General features: G+C 40.3%; 29 protein-coding genes, 1 other RNA gene and 1 pseudogene. 12 read left to right on the top strand and 19 right to left on the bottom strand.

Annotation, left to right across the window (positions count from 1 at the left end):
- A partial coding sequence (locus ACFIM1_RS04430) for a hypothetical protein (RefSeq protein WP_375609343.1) occupies positions 1-233 on the top strand: 233 nt, incomplete at its 5' end.
- A 779-nt stretch (positions 234-1,012) separates the two neighbouring features.
- Here the strand turns inward: ACFIM1_RS04430 and ACFIM1_RS04425 are convergent.
- Both ACFIM1_RS04425 and clpB read right to left on the bottom strand, forming a co-directional pair.
- Positions 1,013-1,405 (bottom strand): hypothetical protein, encoded by a 393-nt coding sequence (locus ACFIM1_RS04425; protein ID WP_375608189.1) that lies wholly within the window; start codon positions 1,403-1,405, stop codon positions 1,013-1,015.
- A 759-nt stretch (positions 1,406-2,164) separates the two neighbouring features.
- Positions 2,165-4,744, bottom strand: a complete 2,580-nt coding sequence (gene clpB, locus ACFIM1_RS04420) for an ATP-dependent chaperone ClpB (RefSeq protein ID WP_375609342.1) — start codon at positions 4,742-4,744, stop codon at positions 2,165-2,167.
- Positions 4,745-5,204: 460 nt separating this feature from the next.
- On the opposite strand from clpB, the gene ACFIM1_RS04415 reads away from it, so the two are divergent.
- Positions 5,205-6,236: a DUF3472 domain-containing protein gene (locus ACFIM1_RS04415; RefSeq protein ID WP_375609341.1), complete on the top strand. Its 1,032-nt coding sequence runs from the start codon at positions 5,205-5,207 to the stop codon at positions 6,234-6,236.
- Positions 6,237-6,380: 144 nt separating this feature from the next.
- On the opposite strand, the gene ACFIM1_RS04410 is transcribed toward ACFIM1_RS04415, so the two are convergent.
- Positions 6,381-6,524 (bottom strand): hypothetical protein, encoded by a 144-nt coding sequence (locus ACFIM1_RS04410; protein WP_375609340.1) that lies wholly within the window; start codon positions 6,522-6,524, stop codon positions 6,381-6,383.
- Positions 6,525-7,625: 1,101 nt separating this feature from the next.
- On the opposite strand from ACFIM1_RS04410, the gene ACFIM1_RS04405 reads away from it, so the two are divergent.
- Positions 7,626-7,997 carry a helix-turn-helix domain-containing protein gene (locus ACFIM1_RS04405; protein ID WP_375608187.1) on the top strand — a complete coding sequence of 124 codons (372 nt, stop codon included), beginning with the start codon at positions 7,626-7,628 and terminating at the stop codon, positions 7,995-7,997.
- A gap of 229 nt (positions 7,998-8,226) precedes the next feature.
- Here ACFIM1_RS04405 and ACFIM1_RS04400 read toward each other — a convergent pair whose 3' ends face one another.
- The 12 genes from ACFIM1_RS04400 to ACFIM1_RS04345 form a co-directional block, all read right to left on the bottom strand.
- Positions 8,227-8,361 carry a hypothetical protein gene (locus tag ACFIM1_RS04400; protein ID WP_375608186.1) on the bottom strand — a complete coding sequence of 45 codons (135 nt, stop codon included), beginning with the start codon at positions 8,359-8,361 and terminating at the stop codon, positions 8,227-8,229.
- Positions 8,362-8,396: 35 nt separating this feature from the next.
- Entirely contained in the window at positions 8,397-8,573 is a 177-nt protein-coding gene (locus ACFIM1_RS04395; protein WP_375608185.1) for a hypothetical protein, read from the bottom strand.
- A 368-nt stretch (positions 8,574-8,941) separates the two neighbouring features.
- A complete protein-coding gene (locus ACFIM1_RS04390; protein WP_375608184.1) occupies positions 8,942-9,229 on the bottom strand; it encodes a helix-turn-helix domain-containing protein in 288 nt (95 codons plus the stop codon).
- A 271-nt stretch (positions 9,230-9,500) separates the two neighbouring features.
- On the bottom strand, positions 9,501-9,674 hold the full coding sequence (locus tag ACFIM1_RS04385; RefSeq protein ID WP_375608183.1) for a hypothetical protein: 174 nt from the start codon (positions 9,672-9,674) through the stop codon (positions 9,501-9,503).
- Positions 9,665-10,108, bottom strand: coding sequence for a hypothetical protein (locus tag ACFIM1_RS04380; RefSeq protein WP_375609339.1), 444 nt, complete (start codon positions 10,106-10,108; stop codon positions 9,665-9,667). The genes ACFIM1_RS04385 and ACFIM1_RS04380 overlap by 10 nt, the downstream gene beginning before the upstream one ends.
- Positions 10,109-10,146: 38 nt before the next feature.
- Entirely contained in the window at positions 10,147-10,467 is a 321-nt protein-coding gene (locus tag ACFIM1_RS04375) for an MFS transporter (protein WP_375608208.1), read from the bottom strand.
- Between the two features lie 5 nt (positions 10,468-10,472).
- On the bottom strand, positions 10,473-10,829 hold the full coding sequence (locus tag ACFIM1_RS04370) for a hypothetical protein (RefSeq protein ID WP_375608181.1): 357 nt from the start codon (positions 10,827-10,829) through the stop codon (positions 10,473-10,475).
- A gap of 249 nt (positions 10,830-11,078) precedes the next feature.
- Positions 11,079-11,363: a DNA gyrase inhibitor YacG gene (yacG, locus tag ACFIM1_RS04365; protein WP_375608180.1), complete on the bottom strand. Its 285-nt coding sequence runs from the start codon at positions 11,361-11,363 to the stop codon at positions 11,079-11,081.
- A gap of 21 nt (positions 11,364-11,384) precedes the next feature.
- Positions 11,385-12,098, bottom strand: coding sequence for a Maf family nucleotide pyrophosphatase (locus ACFIM1_RS04360; RefSeq protein WP_375608179.1), 714 nt, complete (start codon positions 12,096-12,098; stop codon positions 11,385-11,387).
- Positions 12,099-12,298: 200 nt separating this feature from the next.
- A complete protein-coding gene (gene infA / locus ACFIM1_RS04355) occupies positions 12,299-12,517 on the bottom strand; it encodes a translation initiation factor IF-1 (RefSeq protein WP_007346335.1) in 219 nt (72 codons plus the stop codon).
- Between the two features lie 2,410 nt (positions 12,518-14,927).
- Complete coding sequence (locus ACFIM1_RS04350; protein ID WP_375608177.1) at positions 14,928-15,509, bottom strand: disulfide bond formation protein B; 582 nt, start codon at positions 15,507-15,509, stop codon at positions 14,928-14,930.
- A 10-nt stretch (positions 15,510-15,519) separates the two neighbouring features.
- Positions 15,520-15,672 carry a DUF5993 family protein gene (locus ACFIM1_RS04345; protein WP_166428907.1) on the bottom strand — a complete coding sequence of 51 codons (153 nt, stop codon included), beginning with the start codon at positions 15,670-15,672 and terminating at the stop codon, positions 15,520-15,522.
- Positions 15,673-16,431: 759 nt separating this feature from the next.
- Here ACFIM1_RS04345 and purE point away from each other — a divergent pair.
- From purE to ACFIM1_RS04315, 6 genes are all read left to right on the top strand, one after another.
- Complete coding sequence (gene purE / locus ACFIM1_RS04340) at positions 16,432-16,929, top strand: 5-(carboxyamino)imidazole ribonucleotide mutase (protein WP_375608176.1); 498 nt, start codon at positions 16,432-16,434, stop codon at positions 16,927-16,929.
- A gap of 1 nt (position 16,930) precedes the next feature.
- Positions 16,931-18,115, top strand: a complete 1,185-nt coding sequence (locus tag ACFIM1_RS04335) for a 5-(carboxyamino)imidazole ribonucleotide synthase (protein ID WP_375609338.1) — start codon at positions 16,931-16,933, stop codon at positions 18,113-18,115.
- 1,016 nt (positions 18,116-19,131) lie between these two features.
- Positions 19,132-19,503, top strand: a complete 372-nt coding sequence (locus ACFIM1_RS04330) for a hypothetical protein (protein ID WP_375608174.1) — start codon at positions 19,132-19,134, stop codon at positions 19,501-19,503.
- A complete protein-coding gene (locus ACFIM1_RS04325; RefSeq protein ID WP_375608173.1) occupies positions 19,500-19,673 on the top strand; it encodes a hypothetical protein in 174 nt (57 codons plus the stop codon). The genes ACFIM1_RS04330 and ACFIM1_RS04325 overlap by 4 nt, the downstream gene beginning before the upstream one ends.
- Before the next feature lie 755 nt (positions 19,674-20,428).
- Positions 20,429-20,554 carry a type B 50S ribosomal protein L36 gene (ykgO, locus tag ACFIM1_RS04320; RefSeq protein ID WP_013545486.1) on the top strand — a complete coding sequence of 42 codons (126 nt, stop codon included), beginning with the start codon at positions 20,429-20,431 and terminating at the stop codon, positions 20,552-20,554.
- Positions 20,555-20,684: 130 nt separating this feature from the next.
- On the top strand, positions 20,685-21,464 hold the full coding sequence (locus ACFIM1_RS04315; protein ID WP_375608172.1) for a tetratricopeptide repeat protein: 780 nt from the start codon (positions 20,685-20,687) through the stop codon (positions 21,462-21,464).
- A gap of 6 nt (positions 21,465-21,470) precedes the next feature.
- On the opposite strand, the gene ACFIM1_RS04310 is transcribed toward ACFIM1_RS04315, so the two are convergent.
- Positions 21,471-22,046 carry a hypothetical protein gene (locus tag ACFIM1_RS04310; protein ID WP_375609337.1) on the bottom strand — a complete coding sequence of 192 codons (576 nt, stop codon included), beginning with the start codon at positions 22,044-22,046 and terminating at the stop codon, positions 21,471-21,473.
- Between the two features lie 197 nt (positions 22,047-22,243).
- Between ACFIM1_RS04310 and ssrS the strand changes: the two genes are divergently transcribed.
- The 3 genes from ssrS to ACFIM1_RS04295 all read left to right on the top strand — a co-directional run bounded on the left by ssrS (position 22,244) and on the right by ACFIM1_RS04295 (position 24,137).
- Positions 22,244-22,404, top strand: a non-coding RNA gene (ssrS, locus tag ACFIM1_RS04305) — 6S RNA.
- Positions 22,405-22,691: 287 nt separating this feature from the next.
- Entirely contained in the window at positions 22,692-23,297 is a 606-nt protein-coding gene (locus ACFIM1_RS04300) for a 5-formyltetrahydrofolate cyclo-ligase (RefSeq protein ID WP_375608207.1), read from the top strand.
- An 18-nt stretch (positions 23,298-23,315) separates the two neighbouring features.
- Positions 23,316-24,137, top strand: a complete 822-nt coding sequence (locus ACFIM1_RS04295) for a TIGR00282 family metallophosphoesterase (RefSeq protein ID WP_375608170.1) — start codon at positions 23,316-23,318, stop codon at positions 24,135-24,137.
- A 172-nt stretch (positions 24,138-24,309) separates the two neighbouring features.
- Here the strand turns inward: ACFIM1_RS04295 and ACFIM1_RS04290 are convergent.
- The 3 genes and pseudogenes from ACFIM1_RS04290 to ACFIM1_RS04280 form a co-directional block, all read right to left on the bottom strand.
- A pseudogene (locus tag ACFIM1_RS04290) lies at positions 24,310-24,594 on the bottom strand (UDP-N-acetylglucosamine 1-carboxyvinyltransferase); the annotation flags it as partial.
- A 303-nt stretch (positions 24,595-24,897) separates the two neighbouring features.
- A complete protein-coding gene (gene murA / locus ACFIM1_RS04285; protein ID WP_375608169.1) occupies positions 24,898-26,193 on the bottom strand; it encodes a UDP-N-acetylglucosamine 1-carboxyvinyltransferase in 1,296 nt (431 codons plus the stop codon).
- Between the two features lie 159 nt (positions 26,194-26,352).
- A complete protein-coding gene (locus ACFIM1_RS04280; protein WP_375608168.1) occupies positions 26,353-26,505 on the bottom strand; it encodes a hypothetical protein in 153 nt (50 codons plus the stop codon).
- Positions 26,506-26,555: the final 50 nt, after the last annotated feature.

Below are 26,555 nucleotides of genomic sequence, written 5' to 3'. Positions count from 1 at the left end.
TCCAAACAACAGAGAAATCAGATCCAAACAACAGAGAAATCAGATCCAAACAACAGAGAAATCAGATCCAAACAACAGAGAAATCAGATCCAAACAACAAAGAAATCAGATCTCCCATTCTCACCAGATCATCTTACCTATGGACTTTACCCGGTTTAAACGCACAATTCCGATTGTATCATTATGATACCTTTTTAGATTTACCTTGTCAAGTTTTTATATTTTTCTTTTAATATTTTTGTCATTTTTTATCATATTTCTGTCTCTTATGCAAACAGGATGCCCAAAAAAAACATCATTGTGTTTCTATTTGCACAGTTGTAAAAATATCTCTTACAGCTTTCCCCATTTCATGAAAGCGCGTATTCATTATATAATCACTCATGATATAATAATGGGAAATTCGCCAATAAATGGTCATCCCTTGTTTTAGCTTCTTTACACTTACATAAAAGAAGCACGCCAGAACCAGCATATTACCAATATTGCGATAATCTTCTCATAAGAATTTTCTAATCTCCCCACACCTCAAAGAGCGAAAGTTCCGACAAGAAGCGAATGATACTTGCACTTCTTTTTCACGGCTCCACACTTTTACGCTTTTACGTCTTTACAGAACAAAACCAAATGAAACGTCCCCCCTCCACACAACGATTTGATAAAAACAAACCGCATCTCCAACAATAGATTTCTGTAAAGAATCCATAGGAATTTTATCGATCAGATTTAACCCTTAGATTAGTATACAAAACTACATGACAAAAAGTCATTTCCTATAAAAGAAAGGGTAAAAACTCTATGATTGAGACAAAATATGAGGAATGGCGAGCAGTAAAAATTAATATCTTTTGTCCCCATAACTTTGAAATTATAAGCTGGACAAATGATCCTTATTGACTGCATAATGTAATTTTACATCTGTAAGTTTTTACAGGTTAATTCAATCCCACCGTTTCCCCCAACATCTCATCATGATGATCTACGCTTTTTGGACACACTGGCAAAGGGGGGATCATCTATTATACGTACGTATATAATAATGTGTTGCGCCATCTGAATCATAAGAAACAAAAGACAATATACCTATCTCTATTCGCGTTATTCTATAAGTCAAAATGACACCGTTTTGCTGTTTTGGTTGATCTGTATAGATCACGGTATATCCATTCCGTCGCAACAGATCAATAAATACAGGAGTAAAGTTGTCTTCTGTGTTACTTTTTTTCACAATAAGTGTTGTTTTAGCGGGCGGCAAAGGTTTTTTAAGATTGTGAACAAAATCGTTAGCAATTAATTTTATATCGTCCTTCGTAATATTTTGAACAACATAACTTGATGAATAATTATTGATAGATGCGCACCCCGCCACCAACACAAGCGGTAACGGTAATAAATATTTTGACATCTTAACTCCCCTCGCATTCTCTCTCGACAAAGCTCTTACACCAGAAATAAGAGCAACCTTGCTTATCAATAAAAGTATTAACAACCTATTGGTTTGCAATCAAGCGATAAGTAATCAATTTTTCAGGAATAAAAAAAATGACACCATCTCCAAGCACTCTCAAAGTTTATACTTAACATACAAAAAAATATATATTAAAAGGACTTGACCACCTCCTTACACCTCAAAGAACGGGGGAGCACCCAACACCATTCTGTGCACAATTCGGCTTCTCTTGGGCGGGTTCTTCTTGGCTTCAGACTCATAACAGTTTACTTTAAAAGGCGCGACAGACAAGTCCTGCTTAAGAATACGCAGAGCGTTCTAGTGAGTATTACGTGACAATATATTCAAAACACCAACAAGATCTGTATTATTACTGTAACCGCCAATCTACCCCCCATGTAAGTCTACCCATGTAAAAGTGATCTGTATTTGGCAATTTTCTTCAGCAACATAAAACATATATTAAGACACCGACCACCGCTCCACAATCCCACGTCCAGTTCTCAAAAATAACTCCCTCTCAAAGACCAAAGCACCCCACCCAGCACCGCTTCCATCCCGCATCGATTTGCAAACAATGCGCTGAAAACAAGCCTAATGGCTTGCAGCAAGCTCCCCTTACCAACCACGCATGCAGATCAGTCTCCTTTCCTCAAAAGAAGGCACGGTATAATAAGATTATCACTGCGCTTTATACCGTAAATTTTCCCAAATTTATGTTTCAGGTAAAAACGCCAACCGATCACCTTGCTTTTCAATTGTCACCACCGTCTCGTCGTGAATTTCTCCAAACAAGATTTTCTCTGCGAGAGGGTCTTGAATTTCCTTTTGAATAATCCGTTTAAGCGGACGAGCACCATAGAGCGGATCATAGCCCTTATCGGCAAGAAATTTTCTCACCTCTGGCTCGATTTGCAAAGTTATTTTGCGTTCATTGAGTAGATTTTGCAAATGTTGTATCTGAATATCAACGATAGCCTCCATATCGTGACGTTGCAGCCTTTGAAAGAGAATAATCTCATCAATACGGTTTAAAAATTCAGGACGGAAAGCGGCTTTGACGACATTCATAACATCATTTTTTGCCTGATCTGTTGCTTGCCCTTCAGGCAAAGCAGTTAAAAACTCAGCACCAAGATTAGAAGTCATAATCAGCAAGGTATTTCGAAAGTCAACGGTACGTCCTTGACTATCCGTCAAGCGTCCCTCATCCAACACTTGCAACAAGAGATTAAAAATATCAGGGTGTGCTTTTTCAATTTCGTCAAACAGAATGACCTGGTAAGGTCTTCTACGTACAGCCTCCGTCAGCACGCCCCCTTCTTCATATCCAACATATCCAGGAGGTGCCCCAATCAGCCGCGCCCCAGCATGCTTTTCCATATATTCCGACATATCAATACGCAACATGGCATTTGGGTCTTGAAAGAGAAAAGCGGCCAGAGCTTTGGTTAACTCGGTTTTTCCCACCCCCGTAGGTCCCAAGAACATGAAAGACCCCAGCGGACGGTTAGGATCTTGCAGCCCCGCACGCGCACGCCGTACAGCACGAGAAACAGCTTGAACAGCCTCTCCCTGCCCAATCACACGTTTGCTAATTTCATCTTCCATCCGCAACAGCGCCTCCCGTTCTGCCTCCAGCATTCGATCAACAGGAATACCGGTCCAGCGCGAAACAATCCGCGCCACATGTTCAGCTGTAACCGTTTCTTCAACGAGATGATTTTGTTGGTCATCATTTTCCGCGATACTCAATTGTTTTTCGAGTTCAGGAATGACACTATAAGCCAGTTCTCCAGCGCGTTGGAATTGTCCATCACGCTGTGCAATAGCCAAAGCATTACGGGCTTCTTCGAGTTGTTTTTTCAAATCAGCAGCATGCCCTAATTTTTGTTTCTCAGCCTGCCAAGCACTTGTCATCTCAGCGGACTGTTGTTCCAATGTTTTCAGTTCCTCCTGCACATTTTTCAACCGTTCTTTTGCTGTTGGCTCGACATCTGTTTTCAAAGCTTCCCGTTCGATCTTCAACTGTAAAATACGCCGATCAACAGCATCGAGTTCTTCCGGCTTTGAATCGACCTGCATACGCAAACGTGCCGCCGCTTCATCGATAAGATCAATAGCTTTATCCGGCAAGAAGCGATCCGTAATATAGCGGTTAGACAAACGCGCGGCCGCAATTAAAGCACTATCAGCCAAGCGCACTTTGTGATGTTGTTCATATTTTTCCTTAATACCGCGCAAGATAGAAATAGTATCTTCCAAAGAGGGTTCAGGTACAAAGACAGGCTGGAAGCGGCGTGCCAAAGCAGCATCTTTTTCGACATATTTTCGATATTCATCGAGCGTAGTAGCACCCACACAATGGAGTTCTCCGCGTGCAAGAGCAGGCTTTAACAAGTTAGACGCATCCATAGGACCATCAGATTTTCCTGCTCCAACAAGATTGTGCAATTCATCAATAAAGAGGATAATTTGTCCATTTTCGGCTTGCACCTCTGCCAGCACTGCTTTGAGACGTTCTTCGAATTCTCCACGATATTTTGCACCAGCGATAAGCGCTCCCATATCGAGCGCATAGAGTTGTTTATCCCGCAAAGTTTCAGGGACATCGCCATTGATAATGCGCAGAGCTAACCCTTCCACAATAGCTGTTTTCCCCACCCCAGGCTCACCAATCAACACGGGATTATTTTTCGTCCGCCGTGAGAGCACCTGAATAGTGCGTCGAATTTCTTCTTCTCGTCCAATAACAGGGTCGAGTTTTCCTTCGCGTGCATCTTTTGTGAGATCCCGGGCATATTTTTGCAAGGCATTATATTGTCCTTCGGCATGGGGGCTTGTTGCTGTTTTTCCTTTCCGCAGCGCATTAATTGCCCGATTAAGCGCTTGCGGGGTCAATCCTCCACTTGTTAAAATATCGGCTGTTTTTGCGGTCTTTTCCATGATCAGCGCTTGCAACATGCGCTCCACGGTCACAAACTGATCACCGGCTTTTTTCGCAATATCCTCAGCCAGCGCGAAAACTTTTGCCAATGGCTGCGAAAGATAGAGCTGTCCATTTCCCCCTTGCACTTTAGGCAAAGCATCAAGTGCTTCTTTTAGCGCCTTTTGAATAAGAGTAAGATCACCACCAGCGTTTTGGATAAGCGATGCAGCCAATCCTTGAGAATCGTCTAACAACACTTTCAGGAAATGCTCCGGCATAAACTGCTGATGATCAGAAGCAAGAGCGCTATTTTGTGCTGATTGTAAAAAACCCTGTACGCGTTCGCTATATTTTTCCAAGTTCATTTTTTTTCCTTAAACCTCAAGCCATCACCACACTTTAACCTCTCCAATATTCCACAAAAGAAACATCCAGAAAGGATTATCCAGCCTCTAAAAAACACCGCGGAAAAAGCAGCATGAAGAAGAACCGTAGTGCTAAAAAGAATATGGGTTTCTACAAGCCTCATAGCAAGAGGGAGAAAAAAAATACGCTATCATTTTAAATAAAAACCGCAACTTTTCTTATACCCCACATCATCACTCCCCTTTTTAAACTCTCACCCACAAACTCCACCATTAAAACTTAAATTTGAACAGCAGAAAAGGAGCACGCAAAAACATTTAAAACAAAGCAGTCTTTACAGCATATAGTTTAGAGTAAAAGTCAAAATTACTTTTTCTCTTTTTACTTAACAAAACATTGAGTATAAGCTTTAATATTTATAAACTTATACTGTCTTTATCAAAATAAAGGAGTTTGAGTATGTACCATATTGCAAAAAAGATTCTTTTAATACTTTTATTCCTTCTGATAAGTAAACCAAGCTATGCCATCTTTGCCGGCAAAGTTATTACAATAGAGCATGAATGGCCTGAGAATGCATTATTTGATCTATTTGTTTTCACCCAGCAAGTAAACTACGATGGTGGGCCTAACTCCATCTATTTCTGGGGAAATAAATTTGAATTCCAAAACGGAAAAAGTGGACAAATTGGTTTTTTCAACAGGAGCGGCCGTACCATTCATTTTTCTATCTGGAATGCAACGGGATGGAAGGGTAATACATGTAAGCATTTTACTCAGGAAGGTTCAGGAGTACGATGTGAAATCAAGTTTCCATGGGAAATGGGACGCAGATATCGATTATATGTTGAAAAAAATGAGAATCTAGTTACAGCGAAAGTAGTCGATTTTACAACGGGTAAAAAAGTGAATATTGGGACCATAGAAGTACCAAATACATTTGGCAAACTCCGTAAATCTTCAAGTTTTGTTGAAGACCATTCTCGTTGGAAGAGACATCTTTCCTCCTGTTATGATTTAAGTCCGCAAAGTTCGATTTTTTTTGATCCTAATGGCTTAAAACAAAACAAGCTATACGAAGGGACTCTGAAAGTTTCTAATCAAGGAAAGTGTCGAGATTCTGACCTCATCCAAACATCATGTACGTTCACTTTTTGTATGACAAGTATAAGCGACTTTGGAGGTTTAGCCTCGCCTACAGCTAAACCAGAAGTCCCCATTTCCAATGGGAAAGATCTGTCTGCAGAAACAATTTCTAACATCTTGAAACAAAAAGAGCTTGTCGTTATTCGTTCAAAAGATCGTTCTTGGGCACCCAATATCTCTTTTCCATCTCCTGCTTCATTTAAGTGGAAATCAATCTTTATAGATCATCTAGCGGCTTCTAGTTCTACGCTTCACACCACTCACGGCACACAAAAGATAACCACAGGCCAAAAGATTATGTATATGTCTGATGGAAAAACTTGGAAAATTATGAAAAAAAACTAACTTTTTTCTTCTTGATAAGCCCCTCACTCCCCTTTAAAAATAAATGGGGGGAGGAAGTTTTTTTCATTTCCCCACCACGGCTCCCTTTCCCAGTTATTTTTTCGAGCCCTGCTCTCATCCCATCGTCCCCTTTAGCTCACCTCATCACCATACTTTCAGGGCATTTTCTCCACCTTCACCTTCTCTCAAAACCCCACACCCTTTCCTCTCTATCTCCTCACCTCCCTCTTCTATCACCCTCACACCATCCTTTACCGCATCCTTTACACCACCCCGCCTCTTATCCACGCCCTCCCTTTGTCCATAGGCACTCTCTCCATTCCACGCCCCCCTTTTTCTTTCCCGTCACACACTTACAACTTACAGCACTCTTCATTCCAGCTTCCCTCCTCAATTCACAGTCTCTTCACCCCCCCATTTATTTCACCCCATCCATGCCAGACAAAAGCCCAACGTAACCCCAAAACACGCACAATGCATAAATCCATAAATCCTCCACTTCACTTTTACAGATTCACATTTTTACGCTTTTACACATTCACAGAAAACAGCCAACGAAAGATTCACCACCCCACACCGCTCGATAAACACTGGTCCGTAAACAATCCAGCTTCTTATCCAGGGAAGGACTACTGATCACTTCATATAATTATCACCACCCCTCAAAAGAGGCGTTATCAAACAAGACAAATAAGCCCTTCCTCCCAATATTCTCCACATACTCTTCTCCAGAAAACGCACTTAACACCCCTTTTCATCCCAGCTTCCCCGCTCCATTCACAAATGCGTCCCCCTATAGTTCTCTGACCATATTCCACGCCATGATAAAAGCATACACACAGTACAAATCCTCCGCATTATTTTACGGATATACGTTTTAAAGCTTTTACATATTCACAGAAATCAGACAAATAAAATTTCCACATCACCACCCCACACCGCTTTGTAAACACTGCTCTGAAAATGAATCCAGCTTTTTGCCTAGTCCCCTTACAGTCTTCAGACTACCCTCCTCAAACGACAGCACTTCATCAGGCTCAACAAATCAAAGCCCTATCATGAATATTCAAGCTCTTCACTCCCCCTTCAAATAGCGCCGTTTTACGGTATAACAGAATAGAAAATTTTTCATTTTTCTTGCCAATCTTCTGAAATTACTTTATCACTTAAAGTGTAATTTTGGTCGTCTACGCAGCGATCAAGAGGGAAGACAAGCCCTAAGTCCGAGCGTACAATTGAACCTACTTTTGTGGGTATCCCGGGATTCCGGGAGATTTTGCTATGTCCAAGTGCCACAAGCACTAAAAGCAAAATGCTGACTCGGACTCAGTACTTGTTACTCCCGGAATACCAATGCGAGGGCGCTCGCAACCGGAGGGGGGGCTTGAAGTGCCAACTAAAAATCCACATTTTATCGACATTTTGATAGGCAAAAGAATCCGTCACAGACGCATTTCAATAGGACTTTCCCAAAAAGCATTAGGAAGCCATTTAGGTGTCAGTTTTCAACAAATCCAAAAATACGAAAAAGGCTTAAATCGTGTAAGCGTAGGGTGTTTACTCAAAATCGCCCAAAAACTGGATATCCCTATAAGCTTTTTTTATGCAGACATTGCCACAAAAGAAGATCTTCCCACAAAAGAAACTCTCTTACACCACGACCAATACACCTATAGCGAAAAAGAACACACTCTTTTGAAAAACTTTAGAGAGCTCAAACCAAAAAAACAGAAGGCAATCTTGTGGTTGATTTCTGATTAAGCAAAAACGCAGGCACCAACATTATTCACCAATAGAGCCAATACCCTAAAGTATAAGCTTCAGATCATCCCTCCTCCAAACAACGCTGTTTCATCAGGCACGATAAGCAAATCCTACCTCCTCACGTCATCTTCATCCCTTCATCCCACCACCTCTTGGACACACCATCCTAACCTGTTCATACTCTCCTCCATTCCCTCTCTTCTCAAACCAACGCCTTCCCTCCTCTTCATCTCGGGCTTTTCATTCCATCCGCAAACTCTTCTCCCCTCTCTCTCCATCCTCCATTCTTTACACACCCATTCACAACATGCTCCACCCCCTCACTTCTATCCTTTACGCACCCCTTCCATTCTGCACCCATTTTTTTATTTCCTCTCCCAATACACTTTATCTAAGTCACTCTCCATTTATATTGTTCCCCCCATTTCTCAAATACTCCCATCCACACGCCGCCTCTTCATCCCAATTTCCCCCCTTAATAAACTCTTCATCCACGCCCCCCAACCTTCTCTCCCCATTCCATGCCATGACAAAAGCATACACCACGCATAAAACCGCAGCTTCCTTTTTCACGGTTCCACGTTTTTACGCCTTTACGTCTTTACAGAACAAAGCCCAATGAAACGCCCACCCTTCCACGCTGCTCTATCAACAACGCTCTACACCCCAGCTTCTTACCCAGCCCCCCTTACAAACTTCAGAGCCTCTCCTCAAACGAACAGTGTTTACGGCATAATAAGGTAAGTGAAATATATTGAAGTGATCACGCGCCACTACCTTATCCATTATCCATCGACAAAAATGCGACCAACACGAACTGCTTTAAAAAAGCTATTCAAAAAATTCTAAAACAGAAAAACGCTCATCATCTAAAAAAATGGCAAAGCAGTGCGTTTTGCACATCATCCACCTTTACTGAAGCAAAGGAGCCCCATCAGTTATCAATCCATCCCCCACCTAAAGTTTCCCATGCCTGATATCGCCGCCCTCAAACAACGGTGTGTTATAGCATAGGATAAAAAGGAGATATGAACATCGAATATATTGGCGATTTCCAGCAAACGTCCAACTTCTACACGGTTTATACCTTTTTCATATTTTTGGATTTGTTGGAAGCTTACGCCTAATTTTTTTCCCCAATTGTTCTTGAGAATTTCCCATGAAGTTTCTGCTACAACAAATTTTTTTCTTATAAAAATATCATGAGAATGCGGATTTTTATCTCGCACGTTTACCTCCCCAACTGAGTGCGCCCCCCCCTCTCGCATTGGTATTCCGGGAGTCTAAAAGTACTGAATTATAGTTAGCTTTTTGCTTTTAGAGCTGAGAAGCACTTAAACATAACAAAAACTCCCAGAATCTTATTCCCCCCACATAATGAGTTAAATTTAACGCTATAGCATTAAAAAACTGATTCACCCTTATGTTGTGTTACCTTCATACTCCTTGAAGCTAGGAAAAATGAGTTAAAACACTTAACTGAGTTGACGAGCCAATCATTCAGTACAAACAACGGACGACAAACTGCTCACCAACATCCTGATCCCCAATAAACAGCATAATCCAATCCATCCAGAAAGAAGGAACAATTTTCCAGCCGAAGTATGACCTAAAACAAATGCTCCAACAAAGAGCGCCACCAACATAGCTAAATTTTGTACAGACTACACCCATCCGGAAGCGATCCCAATTTGTTCATTGAAATGGGTTACCAGATAAATGTTAGAAGATATGAAAAAGCGAGCACTGACCATTCCAATGAGGAAAAAACAAAGCAACAAAGTCTCAATATGGAGTAAATCAAAGTAAAAAAAGCACACCGAAATCACGGCAAAACAAACCATTGTTGACATGGCTGGCATTAACAACTCCGATATTTTTCCTGTAAGGGGGTTATGCTTTGATTTTTTCAGACTCCAAAACCCATAGAGAAAATTACCAATCGCTGAAGCGGATACCAGCATCCCAAGAGCTTGTTGATTCATTTTCATTGTGCTGAGAATAACGAGCAACTGATTATTCACCATAAAGACCATGGCAAAATAAATGAATATCACCCCCACATAAGCATACCAAGCTGTCCCATAAAGTCTCTGCTGTAATTTCATGGTATTTGCTATTCACACCTGATGATTTAGGATATAGCTCAACGTTCTTTGGATTGCTTTTTTATCATGAGTGACGAGACAGGTTGTGCACCAAGACAACAAAATACCATAAAGCCTAGGAATGTCAAAAATCCCGAAAACAATAAAGTATAGGTATCTGATAAAAGGACAGACAGAGCACTCCCCAAAGCAAGTCCTATCATCTTTGCTGCGCTATTGATCATGTTAAGCACAGAATCATAATGGTTCCGTTCTTTTTCAGGAACAGAATTTGCACTGAGAACAGAAATTGCTGGAATAGTGATACTATTGAATGTTGCTCGAATGACTGCCAATATAATAAATCCTTGCAGACTCATCGCCATTAATAAAATGACAGTACAGAGTGCCCGTAACAGCAGTAACGCCCACACAACCAATGGATTATAGAACGATGATTTATCAACATTCCAATTGGCGTAGACAGAATGATACCAGGGAATAATGTTGCCGCTCCAATCAAAGGGATGTTATATTGATCAGCTTTCCACGTGAACACAGATACGGTCAAAATCACGATATAATCAATCCACCCCCCAAAGGACACTAAGCCATTACCCAGCAAAAGCACCAACAAGCGATTTTTTATTGCCCCATCTCTTTGCACCAAAACACGCGCCCCTCTTTTTTCCTTAGCAATACTGATTGGACTATCAATTTTTCCCTCACACCCTAAAGGCACCAACAACCTTCCTGCAACAAAGCAATTTATAATTATCCATGGTAAACAAAACCTCTGGAAATAAGTCTTAGATATGTATTAAAACATCCATCGTTGATTGAACTTAATCTGCGTCTTTGCGAATGACGATAATAAGCAAGCCGTTAATCCAGCCCTTAAATACATTGATATAGGATAATCGCGCGCGCCTCCCCTTCAGTTCCCACACAAAAACGCTTTAGCGTTCTTTTCTCAAGAGGAATACCCCTTTTATTCTTCTTCATCACTTACTTGTGGTGGGGGTGGTAAGATATAAGCGCCTGAAAGCCAACGATTAAGATCAATAGCTCGACAGCGTGTGGAACAAAAAGGATAAGAAGATTTTTGTGACATCTGACCACAAATAGGACAAGGATGCGGAGGACGGGTCTCTTTTTGTAAATTTAGCTCTTTTTGTTCTTGACACACCTTTGTCATTGACTTCTTCATTAACTTTTCTTCTATTGCTTTTTTTTCATTTTTGCTTTTCTCTTTTTGTTGCTTTTCACCTTGCATTGATCTTACCTTAAAGTTTTTCTAATGCGTTTGTTCAGCCCAGTGAGTAAAAAGTGGATAGTGATAAGCGGTCAAGAGATCGGTTGTTTCAGCCAAAGGCAATCCCACAACATTAGAATAAGAACCCGTGATATGAACAACAAAAGCCCCTGCTTTTCCTTGGATAGCGTAGCCCCCCGCTTTCCCTTGCCATTCTCCTGAAGCAAGGTAAGCCTTCATCATAGCAGAGGTTAAGCGTCTAAAACGAACACGACTTTCAACCAATTTTACGGTTATTTTTCCACGTTCATTGAGCGCACAAATGGCACCATAGACCTTATGCGCCCGTCCAGAAAGGAATCGTAAACATTCATAAGCCTCATCCTCGCTTTCTGGTTTGGGGAGAATGGTCCGGCCAACAGCCACCACCGTATCAGCCGCCAAGATAATCATTTTCTGCGCAGACAATTTTTGGGGAACATTCTGCAACTCGTCTTGACCATTCTGACTGTACCAGCGCAAAATTTTTTGGGCTTTCAGCGCTTTTTCTTTTGCCAAACGTTTGGCAAGGTTTGCAGGATGTTCTTTTAATTTTGGCGTTTCATCAATATCGCTTGCATAAACCTGCTGGGGATCAATCCCTATTTGCGCCAAGAGCGCCAAACGCCGTGGCGAAGCGGAGGCAAGCACCAAATAAATTTCTTGCGCAAGAGTTTCTGCCAAATGCTTTTTCCCCCACTCTTTTATGTTTTTCATTTCCACCCCTTCACAATCGGCTTTGCTCTTACCCCATTTTAAGCGCCATGGATCTCCTTATCCTTTTTCCGCGTTGATTTTACAATTTTTCAATGTCCTTTAAACGCTCACCTTTTTCACACATAAAAAGCAACTTCAAAGAGATGTTAAAAAATATAAAAATAATATTATGACTTTTACAAAAAAGCGCAAGCCGTCCATTACTTATAACGGTACGTAATGCGTCCTTTTGTCAAATCATAAGGTGTCATTTCCACCATGATTTTATCCCCCACTAACACCCGAATACGATTTTTTCGCATTCTTCCAGCGGTATGAGCAATAATTTCATGATCATTTTCCAGTTTTACACGAAACATCGCATTGGGTAAGAGTTCAGTAACGATACCAGAAAATTCTAAAACTTCTTCTTTTGACATAAACAATCATTTCCTTTACAGTGCGCATATTTTGTTAAGCTGCGCGTTATTTTTCAGCGTTCATACCCTATTTTCTTAAGTTTGTGAATAAAAATTCAACAAGAAGGAAAAGGTTTTTCTTTCACGTTTCCCAAAAATGTCACGCCACACTTTGGAAAAACAAAACTTTATCCTCTCAAATTTTACCCACCACTTTTCTCCAATTTTTATAATAATCTCGTATAGAGTAACGAGAAATTCCGCTCAATATTCGCCTCCATCAACCTTTTTTTTAATGCCTTTGAACATCCTCCACGACTTAAAAGCAATCCAAGAGCCCTCCAACATTCTCTCTCCTTCGCCTTCCACAACCGAAAGATTGTCCGCTCAAACAGATAAAAGCACCTCCTCCATACCCGATAAGAACCTTCTCTCCTTTTCTCAAAACATCCTCCATTCTTCACACACCCATTCACAACATGTTCCACCCCCTCACTCTATCCTTTACGCACCCCTTCCATCCTGCACCCATTTTTTTATTTTCTCTCCCAATACACTTTATCTAAGTCACTCTCCATTTATATTGTTCTCCCCCCCATTTCTCAAATACTCCCATCCACACGCCGCCTCTTCATCCCAACTTCTCCATTCCCAGACGCTTCATCCGCCCACCCACTCCCCTCTATTCCATGCCATAATAAAAGCATACACCACGCATAAAATCACAGCTTCCTTTTTCACGGTTCCACATTTTTACGCCTTTACGCCTTTACAGAACAAAGCCCAATGAAACGCTCACCCCTCCACGCTGCTCTATCAACACCGCTCTACACCCCAGCTTCTTACCCATCCCCCTTACAAACTTCAGATCATCCCTCCTCCAAACAACGCTGTTTCATCAGGCACGATAAGCAAGTCCTACATCCTTACGTCATCTTCATCCCTTCATCCCACCACCACCTCTTGGACACACCATCCTAACCTGTTAATACTCTCCCCCATTCCCTCTCTTCTCGAGCCAACGCCTTCCCTCCTCTTCATCTCGGGCTTTCCATTCCATCCGCAAACTCTTCTCCCCTCTCTCTCCATCCTCCATTTCTCACACACTCCCATCAACACGCCGCCTTTTCATCCCAACCTCTCCATTCCCAGACTCTTCATCCGCCCCCCACTCCCCATTTTCTCCCCTCTATTCCATGCCATGACAAAAGCATACACCACGCATAAAATCGCAGCTTCCTTTTTCACGGTTCCACGTTTTACACTTTTACAGAAATAAGAAAATCTGTACAAAATTCATTCGATGACGACATTTTAAACAACCACCTTTAAAATCTCGAACACCAGTATTTTCACTTAAATTATAGATACAAACCACCCTGTTATTTTATTGACCAGCATAAAATTTTAACAAATTTTAGCTCTTAAGAGGGGCCATAAGAAGCGTTTTACGACTCTTTAAAGAACTTTTATCCACATGCGGTAATTTTTTTATGGCATACAAGAGTATATTTTATCGATTCACTCTAAAAAAGTTTGCAATCGAAAAACTTCTTCGATTGTCTCATTTAACATTCACAACGATAAATTGTCCGTATAAGTCAATGTTTTTTTTAAGAAAGAATCATCAGTAAAACGTAAGAAGAAGAATCATCCAAACGCTTGTTTCTAAAACAAAAGCTTCACACTGAAATTGAAAGGAAACATCTAAAAATGAAATAAAAAAAAAGGTTTGTCTCTAAAAACAAACCTTTATAGAAAATTATTCAAATAACTTTCAAAATCTCACCTCTAAAAGCACTAAAAATACTTCAGAAGCACCAAAATGAATACAAAGATCTATTTAATATAATGTAAAAAAAAATCAAGAAAAAAAATTTTTATAGTTAATTCTCTCCTAAAAAATAAATCTCCATGACTTGTGTACAATTTGGCTGCTCGACAGCACCCAAGATCAACCCCTTCAACACTTCTATACTGACGCATCTTCACAAAACCCAACAAGAAAATCTTATTTAAAAAAGATCAAACGCAAACGCTTATAAAGTCCAGCGTCTCCATAAAAGACCGTTTTTGATTATCTAAAATCTTGATGCACTGTCTTTCCATTGCCCCCTCCCCACACTTCAAAGGAAGGAAATTTCTACCAGTCACTGGTCCGTCAAATCCAGCTTCTCTCGGCGGGTTTCTATTACTGACCACACATAGAAGCGAGGGGGTAGAGGCGGTTCACTTCATAGGCGCGATAGACAAAGCCCTACCTTGAAGACTTGATCACGATATCTAAAAACACTTAATGTAAAGCTTGTCATGCCATATACCATCGCTCTAAACAACGCTGTTTACGGCATAATAAGACAAAAAAAGCGGACTTTTGAACATTTCCGCTTCTTTAAACAATAAAATTACGATAAGAGATTATTTAAAAATTTCAAGACTCTGAAGAAAACCAATTTGATAACAATTCATACCTTACAGGATCATCAGCGCATTGTCCCCCACCACATTCCAGTATAGTAGAAATCAAATTTGCCGCAATTAAAAATACAAATAAGAAACTTGCTGTTTTACTCAATATTGGAAAAGGAGAAAATTCTTTAAACTTGTGTGCCAACTCACTTAAAATCATGACGAACGATACAGCAAAGATACAAAGAACAGAAATAATAAAAGCCCAAGTATAAAAATGTAATCCAAAAAACGTTGAACCATATCCCAAATCATCTGGTGTAATATGCAAAAACACCTGCCGTGCCGCAATGATACTGGTTACCATACAACCGAGGATAACCATGCCATAATGGGTATTTTTCACCTTATGGTGAATATTGAGCAAGAACCCGCATCCTGCAAGCATCAATCCAACGCGCTGCAGCAAACAAAGGGGACAAGGCAACTCAAACTTTACCAATTGATAATAAAAGGCCACCACCAAAACAACGGATAATCCGATGAGTCCTAGCGTATTCATAAATATAACGAAATGAGGGTTTTTTTGTTCAACATGTTCCATGGCTATTCTCTCAAAAAGATAGATTTAAAGTAGAAGTTGCGTGATGATTAAAAGTGAGAAGAATGACAACGAATAAAATGGCCCACAACACATAACTTATATTTTTTTTGCCATATACAGTGGTTACTGCAGTACCTAGAGCGATTAAAAACGGAAAAAACATAGCTTTTAAATCTCCTTTCTTAACATTGAGGGTTTAATCTTATTGCCGAGTATTCACCATATTACAAAATTGGGCAAAAAAGAGACAATGAATTTATTATTCACAATTCATCATTCACTTTCATTGTCATAACATTTTTATGAAGAAATGATAAAATATATAATCCCCTAAAAACACCTCTCAACCAAAGCGTTGCTTATTGGTTTCCCTTACATCAGCAATGATAGAGCATATTTTCTCCCATAAAAGAATTACCTAAACAGCAAAATAATCAACCTTTGAAATTGAGAGAGAAAGATCTCTCTTTTTTCTCAAAAGAATATACTTATTTGTAACACACTTTTGCCATAAAAATCTCTTTTTCATCATAAACAATATTTTAAATTGCACGACACATTACATAATATGGAAACAGTACTTATTTTAGCAAATAAAAAATGAGAATATTTTTTGAAAACCTTACCATCAATGGCTTTCTGGCAATGTATTTTCCCTCTTTCCTGAGGAAATGACAAAATGACAATCCGGCAACCTAACAGCTTCACGGTCCAATATTTTGAACACCGCATCTCAAAGAACAGTGCTTTATGCGTCTTAATATTCTCATTTTTCATCTCTCGTATCCTCTTTAAATTTTTATCTTTCAATCTTATTTGAAAAATAACTATTTTCTGTCATCAATTGGCTTTGCAAAAAGAATATAAAACTCTTAAAAAATGATGAGAAAGAATCGCATTGAACATTTGAGAAGGATGGAGAATGACAAAAAAATCATGTGATGTCGCGATTTTAATGGGGAGCCAATCGGATTGGCAAACGATGTGTCATAGCGCCGATATTTTGACGAATCTTGATATTTCTCATAGTTCGCATATTATTTCAGCCCACCGAACCCCTGAACGCCTTTACCAATTTGCAAAAGAAGCAAAAACGGCAGGTTTTAAAATTTTAATTGCCGGTGCAGGGGGAGCAGCCCATCTTCCTGGCATGTTAGCAGCACTCACTCCCCTTCCTGTTTTTGGCGTTCCAGTGCACTCACACTCTCTTTCGGGTCAAGATTCCTTACTTTCAATCGTGCAAATGCCAGCAGGAATACCCGTTGGCACATTAGCCATTGGTAAAGCAGGCGCAATTAATGCAGCTCTTTTAGCCGCAGCCGTTATGGCCATTTACGATCATGATCTCGCACAACGATTACAAGATTGGCGTCAACAACAAACAGCCAATGTCGCACAAACACCGGTAACAGAGGTTTAAAATGGCAGCGTTCTCCAATACTACCCCCTCATCCAACACGCCCCCCTCATCCAACACATCCCACCCATCCAACACATCCCACTCATCCAACATGTTACCTCCAAACAGCGTTATTGGTTTAATCGGTGGCGGACAATTGGCACGCATGTTAGCCATAGCGGCAGCAGAATTAGGATTTCGAACCGTTATTTTTTGCCCCGAAGCAGATTGCCCAGCGGCCCAAACAGCAAACAACCATATTATTTCCTCCTATGATAATATATCAGCCTTAAATCATTTTATTTCTCAGTGTGATGTTGTCAGCTATGAATTTGAAAATCTTTCGCTTCAAACGGTTCAATATATAGAGAAGAGCAAGCCTGTTTATCCCTCTTCGAAAGCTTTAGAGATCACGCAAGATCGACTTTTTGAGAAACAATTTTTGCATGATCAAGGAATCGGCACCGCGTCATGGCATGCTGTTGACAATTCTTCTTCTCTTCTTTCCGGTCTTGATGCATTGGGCGGGCGTGGTCTTTTAAAGACGCGTCGTTTTGGTTATGACGGAAAAAACCAGATCAAGCTTGATCACCCAGATGAACAAACCCTTGACGAAGCCTTAAGGACTTTTCAGGAACAGCCTTGTATTTTGGAAGAAATAGTTCCTTTTTTATCGGAAATTTCGGTTCTTTCGGCACGTACAAAACAAGGGGAACATATTTTTTATGATTGCCCTGAAAATCAACACAAAAATGGTATTCTTCATAAATCCTTTGTTCCATCACATATTCCACCTGAGGTGCAAAAAGCAGCACAAGAAATCAGCTTAACAGTTATGGATGCCCTCAATTATGTTGGTATTCTTTGCATTGAATTTTTTGTCTTAATGGATGGTAATCTGTTAGTGAATGAATTAGCGCCGCGTGTGCATAATTCTGGTCATTGGACACAAAAGGCGTGCATAACTTCACAATTTGAACAACATATCCGTGCTATTTGCGGACTTTCTTTGGGCAGCACCTACCGCCATAGCGATTGCCAAATGACAAATCTCCTTGGGAACAATCTCAGCAATTTAAAATATTTTCTCACACAAGAGCATACATCAATCCATTTATATGGCAAAAGCTCTTCCCATCCCCACCGCAAAATGGGGCATGTCATCCAATTAACAGGGCCTGCCAGCAAATCTAACATACACATATAAAAATGCTTTTCCACACAAGTGAAGACAGAAAAAACAACTTCTCCCTTTCCAAACCGCTTAACCTACATGAATATCTAATCCACCCTCAAAAAAGCTTCATCCCCCCATCAACAATCCAACATCTCCTCCTCTTTTCAAAAACATCCCATCGCAGCTATCTCTTCACGACTAAAAGCAATTCACCAGCCCCACTCATCTCCACCTTCCATTGCTTCATTCCCCCCCAATACTATAGGGCATAGGTCGTCCTCTTCACTTCCCCTTTAATTCCGACCGTTAGGGGATGAACTTTCCTCTTACAGCTATAGAGACCACTCTAACAATGTGTTCTCATTGCCTCTAGTCTCCGGTGTTCATTCTTTTACAAAAGTGCCAAGCGCGCACCCCGCACCACTCCTGACCTCCACGTCAAAGATATAGTTACAGTACTAAGCTCATCCATCATAGAAACCTCCTCTCTCCTCTCACAAGACGATATTACCTGTGTCGTATTTTCTAGGGCTTGAAGCGTCTCTCCTTGTTTCATTTCGCGATAAAGCTTAAAAGAGCAGATGTAAATACATCTCCACACTGAAAGAAAACCGTAAATTTATCTTACGCTCAAAAACACCAGCCATTTAAAATATCACTCACTTTAACATTTGTAATATTTGTCACCTTCGTATGTCTATCGCCTTCTTTCTTTCCCCTATCAAGTTACATTATTCAAATCTGCCAACAATCAGGATCTTTTTAAGTAAATTCTAGCCGACATGAACACTTCATATTAAATGCCTCTTCGCCTATAGTTTAGCCATAAAACATAATTGTACTCACAAAACGAATCGTTTACACAGCGGCACGGAGAATTGTACATGTTTCATAATAATAAAAGGGAAGATATACTACAGAGGTAGCAGATCATTCGTATTATAATTATAACAAGTACAGAAATCTTCTTTTCATCTCATATCTGAGAAACTGAGTTATTCACTTTATCAAAAGACAAAACATTCAAGAAACAAACGAATATCAACATGCCAAAAACAAACCTATCAAATGCATCGTCAAAAGAACAAAATGATAGATATCCTCAATGGGATTTAGTCCTTGATATCCAAAAAGAAGTTAAGGAAACAATAAAGGCTGGTGTTGTTTCACTGGGAGAATTTATATTCATAATCTTTATAAGCGTTTGTTTATACATTTTCCTCTCAATATTAGGCCATGCGGATAAACCTCAAATGGATGCTGCAAGTTTAATCGGGCTGATATGCGGATTAATTCTGTACGGTTCGATACCAATCTCTTTGGTGCTACGGATCATAGTAAAGAAGAAACTGAAAAAAGTAATGAAACAACTAGACGAAGCGGTTGCTAATCAAAATATAATAAGGAGAGAAAAATGATTGAAGCTATAATATTAGGGCGCATTCTAGGAATCATTGTCGGTTGTGCAATAATAACATTATCCGTTTGGTTGGTTTATTCTACCATTAAATATCGAAAACTGTACCGTAAAGCGCTTACAGGACTAAACTTAGCAAATCAAAAATGTAATAAAGGAATTAATAAATAAAAAAAATCGTGAAAAACGTGGTATTAAGAATACCATAGTTCTTGTTTTCATATTTTTAGATGTATTTAATATGATTACCAGTCATTGAGGGGGCATATTGGGGGTATGAGACTTTTCGTAAGGGAGCGTTTGAAACTATAGGCATGATATTATGTGCGTATAGCAAATACAAGGAACAATTCCAACGGCTCCCTCCCTCGATTTCCCCTACTTCAAGCATTTCAGCCGGCACACGCACCTAACAGAGCTTCACGAGACACACACACAAGCCCCGCAATTTTAAGAAGAACCCCTCGCCTCTCCTCAAAGACACCCCCCTTCAACATCCCACCCCTGACAGGGCTTATTTGTTCAAAGCCGAAAAGTTTTTAGCTTGTTTACACTCTTTGTCTTTTAGTACTTCATTTTGCTTTTTACTCAATATTTTTACCTTCAAAGAAACCATTAACACACCCTAAGGAATTTGTAATATACCCTTGACAAGAATAAGACTTCTTGTTAGATTTCTCTTACTTTTTTGCAATTTTCACTTATTCATTGTGCTGATAAAGTGTTTTAATGCGTACTTTAAGAGTGCGCTTTTCTTTTTGTGATCACAGTGAAAAAGTGTATCGTGTGATATTATGATGCAAGTACGATATCGTAATGCAATGCTCATAGAGTAAGCAGTCTATTGGGGTTGTAATATTGTGTTTTCGTGTTTTAATATTGTATTATAGTATTGTGTTAAGTAAACTGTTTAAACGGTGAATATGATGAAAATTAAAAATTCGCTTAAAGCACTAAAGGAGCGCCACCGTAACAATCGTTTGGTGCGTCGTAAAGGTCGTATTTATATCCTCAATAAAACGAACCCGCGTTTTAGAGCACGTCAGGGCTAATTCTTTCAGAGCTAATGTTTTTATGCCTACCTTAATTGTAGGCATGAAAGATTTTTTCTTGAGATTTTTTGGGGTTGCAAGTCCATTGTTTGATAATGTGTGGTAATTTATCTTTTGGGGGCTTGTTTTTATGGATTTTTCTATTTTTTTAAAAGCTTTTTGTTTTTTTCAGCTGGTTTTTTTCTGTATTTTCCAGCGCATTTTTTTGCTTTCTTTTGTTGGCATTTTTTGTTTTATTTCTTCTTGTTATGGGCAAAACCCTCCTTCTCTTCCTGAAGATCGGCCTTCTCCACAATCGCTTTTACCGTTAGAAGATCTCATCCCCAATTCTCCTGCGCCTTCCTCCACGCCCTCTGATTCATCTGCGATTATTCTTGAAGATTTTGACTCAGATCAACTTTCGCCTGTTGATAGAATTAAGCAACGCAAAGAAGCAGAAATTTCACGTTTACTCAAAGAATTGAAATATTGTGCGGATGTTGCTAACGCGAAAAAGATCAGTCAACAACTTCAACATTTGTGGTCCCAATCGGGGAGTGAAACGATTGATCTTTTGATGTCATGGGCTGAAAATGCACTTAACAACGACGATTATGGACTTGCGCTTGATTATATTGATAATGTTCTTGCGCTTTTACCTACTTACGCTGAAGCTTGGACAAGACGCGCTTGGATTCACATTCAACTGAACGATTTCAAACTTGCCCTGCTTGATCTCAACCATGCTCTTGAGCTTGAGCCGCGCAATTATAGTGCCTTTTTTGAACTTGGCGTTACCATGGAAGCGACAGAGCGTCCAAAACTTGCTCTTAAAGCTTATGAAACAGCTTTAGACTATTATCCACAAATGCGGAGGATTCAAAAGCGCGTGCAAGCTCTGTTAGACGAACAATCGCCCCAAGCTCTTTAAACGGTGTCATTCACGAGCGAGACCGTATGATGCATTCAAGCTTAGACAAGACGCGCTTGAATTCACATCCCACTGAACGATTTCAAACTTGCTCTGCTTGATCTCAACCATGCTCTTGAGCTTGAGCCGCGCAATTATAGTGCCTTTTTTTGAATTTAGTTCTTTTTTGTATTTAAGACAACGTCTAAACACTTTCCCCCATATTTCGCCTACAGAATTTTTTCTCGAAGTAGACAAATTCTTCACGCCGCCTCTTTTCATACCGCCTCTTTTCATACCTTTCATCATGGATAAAACAATTTGTAAAATACGAGCCTCAAAAAATATTTTTTGAAAAAAGCTCCAAACATCGCTTAGCGCCTCTGATAAACTGTCAAAGTCTGTATTTTTATGAGCTTCAACCATCAGCAGCCCATACCGTATCGTCTCCCCCCACCCTAAAACTAAAAACAGCACTGAAATATGACCCACAAATGCGAAAGCTTCAAAGACACAACATCGATTTAACAAACCTTCTTGCATAAAATATTCCCCCTTCAAAAACCTCCCCCAAGCATTCTCCCGAAACATCAAATCAAGCATTCTCACTAAACCATGGTGCTTCACTCCTCCCACTGATGTTTTTTTCTTTTTTACCTTGAATAAGCACGCCATACATCATGCAGCCATTTCCCAAAACCACCAGCAACATTACCCTCTTGAAAAAACTTTATGAAAAACAAGAGAGGTAAGTTATTTTATCTCTAGCAGAAATTCTGAAATTGTTTTATATTAAGAGGGGTGTTCTGCGCTTCTCGACAGGAAATAACGTATTCCTGAGACCTTAGTGATCTCCAAGGGAGCTGTCCCTGATAAAGCTCGTGGGCTTTTTCATATGGCGCCCACCTATTTGTTTAGGTTCTTGGGGTCAGCTTTTTCCATCGGCTGTTGTGGATCACCTTTTTTACATAACTTTTTTGCACAAATAAAATTTTTCCCCAAAAAATTGAAGATGTCCTTTTCCAGAAGACCAATACTCTCTTTTCAAGAGATAACGGTAAGCTTTATCTACCTCCTACTTTATCTCTTCGCAACAAAGCACCGCCAAAGCGATTTATCGCATCAAGATGCTCTTTCAACAAAAGAAGCACGCACTCTTTTTACAGCACGGCTCTGTTCTCACTACGATTTACAAAATGCAAACAAGGGATAAAATACCAGCAGATGATAAAAAAATTGACGAAGAAAATGACCTCCAATAACCCCTGCGACACAACTTTATCTCTTCGCACGCAGCACCGCCAAAGCGGTTTATCGCGTCGTGATGCTCTTTCAACGCAAGAGCGCGAACTCTTTTCACAACGTGCTTGTTGTCACGTTATTGAGTCTCTTGAAAAAAAAGGAACCGATTTTTCACGCCTCATTTTAGCAGGCTATTGGCCCATCAAATCGGAAATTGACCCGCGACCTTTACTTGATGTTATAGCGTCACGCGGTGGACGTCTAGCCTTACCGGCAGTGCTTGATTCCACCACCATGATTTTTCGTGCATTTTCACCCAGCACGACTCTCAAGCCCATGCGTTTTGGTACTTTTGGCCCAGGAGCAGACAATGCTGTTGTTTTTCCCAATATTATTATTGTTCCGCTTTCTGCGTTTGATCGTCACTGTCACCGTCTTGGCTATGGAGGAGGATATTATGATCGTGCAGTTGAATCTCTTAAAAAACAAGGACATTCAATGACATTATGGGGCATGGGTTTCTCGTGTCAGGAGGTTTGTTCCATTCCTCCAACAGAACATGATTTACAGGTGCAGAGAATTTTTACAGAAAAAGGTTTCTTAAAATGTTAAAATGTGATTAAAACGCCTATGCGTTTTTTATTTTTAGGTGACATTGTTGGCAATACAGGCTGTAAAGCTGTTTTTGAGCATCTTCCTCAACTCATTGAGAAATGGCATCTTGATTTTGTTGTGGTGAATGGTGAGAATGCCTCTGGTGGTTTTGGCCTCACACAAGAGACGTATCAAGATCTTTTGATGGCCGGAGTTGATGTTGTCACCACGGGTAATCATGCTTTTTCTCACACAGAAGCATTGCAGTATGCGCATGAGAGTGATCGTTTTTTACGTCCTGCCAATTTCTCGCAAGAGACTCCCGGAAGAGGAGTTGGTGTTTTTACAGCGAAAAATGATGCCCGTGTTCTTGTTGCGAATCTGTTGGGCAGTGTTTTTATGCCGTGCAAAGTAGAAGATCCATTTGAAACAGCGGAAGATATTCTCTTAGCCTGTTCCTTGATGGAGCAAGCCGATGCGATTATTTTTGACTTTCACGCAGAAACGACAAGCGAGAAGCAATGTTTTGGACATTTTCTTGATGGTCGTGTAAGTGTTATCGTTGGCACCCATACGCATATTCCCACTGCTGATGCACAGATTTTAGAAGGTGGAAGCGCTTATTTATCGGATGCAGGCATGTGTGGAGATTACAACTCATCACTTGGAATGGAAAAAGAAGAACCCTTATACCGTTTTCTTTACAAGAATAAGCGAGATCGTTTTGAACCGGCGTGTGGAGAAGCCACCCTTTGTGGTTTAGCGGTTGAGATTTCAGATCGTACAGGATTAGCAGAAAAGGTCTCGGCAGTACGGATTGGTCCTCATTTAAAGCCTGAAGTTCCGGATTTTTGGTAGCCTTTTTTATAACGCTCCCTTTAATAGTCGTCTTCTTTTTCTAAAGCGCCCTTTAAGGGGTGCTTTTCACGATTTTCTTTTGGAAAATCTTTTTAGCAAAATGATTTTTCACGCCTCTTGCAAAACTTTTTCCCGTTAATTGTTGAATTTTGGCGCCATATCGGGTTCATTTTTATTCCAACCTCTCAAATTCACGATCAAGATGATAAACACGATTGACGATTGTTTCTCCCTTTGCCACCAATGCTGCAATCACAAGAGAAATAGAAGCGCGCAAATCAATCGCCATGACGGGAGTCCCTTACAAATGCTCTGTTCCATAGACAGTTGCTGTCTGCCCATCAAGCTTTATCTCTGCCCCTAAACGATTAAGTCCCTGGACATACATAAAACGATTTTCAAAAATCATCTCTGTAATCCGCGCGGTTCCTTCAGCCCGTATCATAAGCGCCATGAACGAAACTTAGACAATAATCTCAAGTCTCCTCAAAAGTTAGAGAAGCAAAACTTTACACAAAGAAAAACCATTCCGAAAAGGAAAAAACAGCCACAAAAGCCATGCCCTTGGAACTTGAAGAGCGCTCTAGAAAGTCATTCTCTGCCCCAAATTCTCCACAAAAGAAAACGCCCCATTGAAAAGAGCTCTCGAGCTAAGCATTATTCTCCCCCAAAGCGCAACCGTAAAATATGCCACTCAAAAGCAACTTCCTCTAAACAATCTCCTCCAAACTTCCCTAAATATCGACTCTCTTTAACAGATTTAAACTGTAATGCGTTGAATTTTGGCACCACAACGAGCTAATTTTTCTTCCAATCTCTCAAATCCACGATCAAGATGATAAACACGATTGACGATTGTTTCTCCCTTTGCCGCCAATGCTGCAATTACAAGAGAAACAGAAGCGCGCAAATCCGTCGCCATAACGGGAGCCCCTTGCAAATTCTCTGTTCCATAAACGGTTGCCGTCTGCCCATCAAGCTTTATCTGTGCTCCTAAGCGATTGAGTTCTTGAACATGCATAAAACGATTTTCGAAAACTGTCTCTGTAATATGCGCGATTCCTTCAGCCCGTGTCATGAGCGCCATGAATTGCGCTTGGAGATCGGTTGGAAAAGCAGGATAAGGTCCTGTTTTAATATCAACGGGCATAATTTTGGTGTTCTTTGGATTTCGCTTAACATGAATTCCTTGAGGTTCTATGTGAATCTCGAGTCCTGTTTTTTGGAGCACCTTAAGCACTTTTGTGAGATGATTAGGATTTGCATTTTTAAGAAAGACATCTCCTCCCGTCATAGCAACAGCCATTGCATATGTTCCCGCTTCGATTCGATCAGCAATAACGCGTACTCTAGCACCGTTGAGTTTTTTAACCCCTTCAATTGTAAGTGTTGTTGTTCCTTCACCGGTTATTTGAGCCCCCATAGCATTGAGGGTTCGAATAAGGTTTGTCACTTCTGGTTCACAAGCCGCATTTTCAAGAACGGTTGTTCCCTTTGCCATTGTCGTCGCCATCAGCAGCACATGGGTTCCACCAACAGTGACTTTAGGGAAGCGATAGTGAGCACCTTTTAACCCCCTTGGCGCTTTTGCATGAACATATCCATTTTCGATAGCAATCTGTGCGCCTAAAGTTTTAAGTCCCTCAAGGATAAAATCGACGGGCCTTGTCCCGATAGCACATCCTCCAGGCAGGGATACATAAGCCTCTGCGCATCGTGCAAGCAGTGGTCCGATAACCCAAAAGCTTGCACGCATTTTTTTCACCAGTTCGTATGGTGCCCGCGTTGTGATTATTTTTTGCGCAGTAAAATGGATTGTCCTTGCATTGACACAATCATCGTTAAACTCTTGCCCATCAACAGCATATCCAACCCCATGATTATTAAGGATACGAATAAGCAATTCGACATCGGCAAGATGAGGAATATTTTCTAAAGTGAGCGTTTCTTCAGTAAGCAGCGCTGCAATCATAAGAGGCAATGCAGCATTTTTTGCTCCTGATATAGGAATTGTTCCTTTAAGTTTTTCTCCCCCAACAATTTGAATAGAATCCATCGTGTTTTCCCTCTTTTCCTTTGTGCTTGCCCTTCCAAAGGATTGTCCCCCTTCGGGAAGTTATGCTTTATTAATCGTTTTAGAACGCATTCTAAATATGAAAACAAATTATTGAGACGTTTGGTTGCAAAAATTTACTAAAAAAACATTTTTTTCTTTTTAAAGATCTGATTGCGCTCTTTTTCGACTTTGCTCTTTTCGACGTTTCAGGTTCTGACGCAATTGTTGCGCCAATCTTTCTTGACGACGTTTTTCTTTTTCATCTTGATGATTGATTTCATCGTGCTTTTGTTTTTGATACATTTGTGTCATTGCGCAACCTTTTGAACAATGTTGAGCTTCTATCCAAGCAACTCATGATC

Origin of the sequence: Bartonella sp. AC158YNML (assembly GCF_042196725.1) — a bacterium.
Classification (GTDB): Bacteria; Pseudomonadota; Alphaproteobacteria; order Rhizobiales; family Rhizobiaceae; genus Bartonella.
This window is presented reverse-complemented; position numbering and strand designations above follow the sequence as displayed.

Excerpts from the sequence above, each read along its gene's own strand:
- ACFIM1_RS04360 (WP_375608179.1), bottom strand. The coding sequence starts at position 12,098 with ATGAAAAACATAAAAGAGTGGGGGAAAAAGCATTTGGCAGAAACTCTT.
- ACFIM1_RS04380 (WP_375609339.1), bottom strand. The coding sequence starts at position 10,108 with ATGAAATTACAGCAGAGACTTTATGGGACAGCTTGGTATGCTTATGTG.
- ACFIM1_RS04425 (WP_375608189.1), bottom strand. The coding sequence starts at position 1,405 with ATGTCAAAATATTTATTACCGTTACCGCTTGTGTTGGTGGCGGGGTGC.
- ACFIM1_RS04385 (WP_375608183.1), bottom strand. The coding sequence starts at position 9,674 with ATGGGTGTAGTCTGTACAAAATTTAGCTATGTTGGTGGCGCTCTTTGT.
- ACFIM1_RS04295 (WP_375608170.1), top strand. The coding sequence starts at position 23,316 with ATGCGTTTTTTATTTTTAGGTGACATTGTTGGCAATACAGGCTGTAAA.
- ACFIM1_RS04350 (WP_375608177.1), bottom strand. The coding sequence starts at position 15,509 with ATGGAACATGTTGAACAAAAAAACCCTCATTTCGTTATATTTATGAAT.
- clpB (WP_375609342.1), bottom strand. The coding sequence starts at position 4,744 with ATGAACTTGGAAAAATATAGCGAACGCGTACAGGGTTTTTTACAATCA.
- murA (WP_375608169.1), bottom strand. The coding sequence starts at position 26,193 with ATGGATTCTATTCAAATTGTTGGGGGAGAAAAACTTAAAGGAACAATT.
- ACFIM1_RS04415 (WP_375609341.1), top strand. The coding sequence starts at position 5,205 with ATGTACCATATTGCAAAAAAGATTCTTTTAATACTTTTATTCCTTCTG.
- ACFIM1_RS04330 (WP_375608174.1), top strand. The coding sequence starts at position 19,132 with ATGCCAAAAACAAACCTATCAAATGCATCGTCAAAAGAACAAAATGAT.
- infA (WP_007346335.1), bottom strand. The coding sequence starts at position 12,517 with ATGTCAAAAGAAGAAGTTTTAGAATTTTCTGGTATCGTTACTGAACTC.
- ACFIM1_RS04375 (WP_375608208.1), bottom strand. The coding sequence starts at position 10,467 with ATGAGTCTGCAAGGATTTATTATATTGGCAGTCATTCGAGCAACATTC.
- ACFIM1_RS04315 (WP_375608172.1), top strand. The coding sequence starts at position 20,685 with ATGGATTTTTCTATTTTTTTAAAAGCTTTTTGTTTTTTTCAGCTGGTT.
- ACFIM1_RS04345 (WP_166428907.1), bottom strand. The coding sequence starts at position 15,672 with ATGTTTTTTCCGTTTTTAATCGCTCTAGGTACTGCAGTAACCACTGTA.
- ACFIM1_RS04310 (WP_375609337.1), bottom strand. The coding sequence starts at position 22,046 with ATGCTTGATTTGATGTTTCGGGAGAATGCTTGGGGGAGGTTTTTGAAG.
- yacG (WP_375608180.1), bottom strand. The coding sequence starts at position 11,363 with ATGCAAGGTGAAAAGCAACAAAAAGAGAAAAGCAAAAATGAAAAAAAA.
- ACFIM1_RS04400 (WP_375608186.1), bottom strand. The coding sequence starts at position 8,361 with ATGGGTGCAGAATGGAAGGGGTGCGTAAAGGATAGAAGTGAGGGGGTG.
- purE (WP_375608176.1), top strand. The coding sequence starts at position 16,432 with ATGACAAAAAAATCATGTGATGTCGCGATTTTAATGGGGAGCCAATCG.
- ACFIM1_RS04300 (WP_375608207.1), top strand. The coding sequence starts at position 22,692 with ATGACCTCCAATAACCCCTGCGACACAACTTTATCTCTTCGCACGCAG.
- ACFIM1_RS04280 (WP_375608168.1), bottom strand. The coding sequence starts at position 26,505 with ATGACACAAATGTATCAAAAACAAAAGCACGATGAAATCAATCATCAA.
- ACFIM1_RS04325 (WP_375608173.1), top strand. The coding sequence starts at position 19,500 with ATGATTGAAGCTATAATATTAGGGCGCATTCTAGGAATCATTGTCGGT.
- ykgO (WP_013545486.1), top strand. The coding sequence starts at position 20,429 with ATGAAAATTAAAAATTCGCTTAAAGCACTAAAGGAGCGCCACCGTAAC.
- ACFIM1_RS04335 (WP_375609338.1), top strand. The coding sequence starts at position 16,931 with ATGGCAGCGTTCTCCAATACTACCCCCTCATCCAACACGCCCCCCTCA.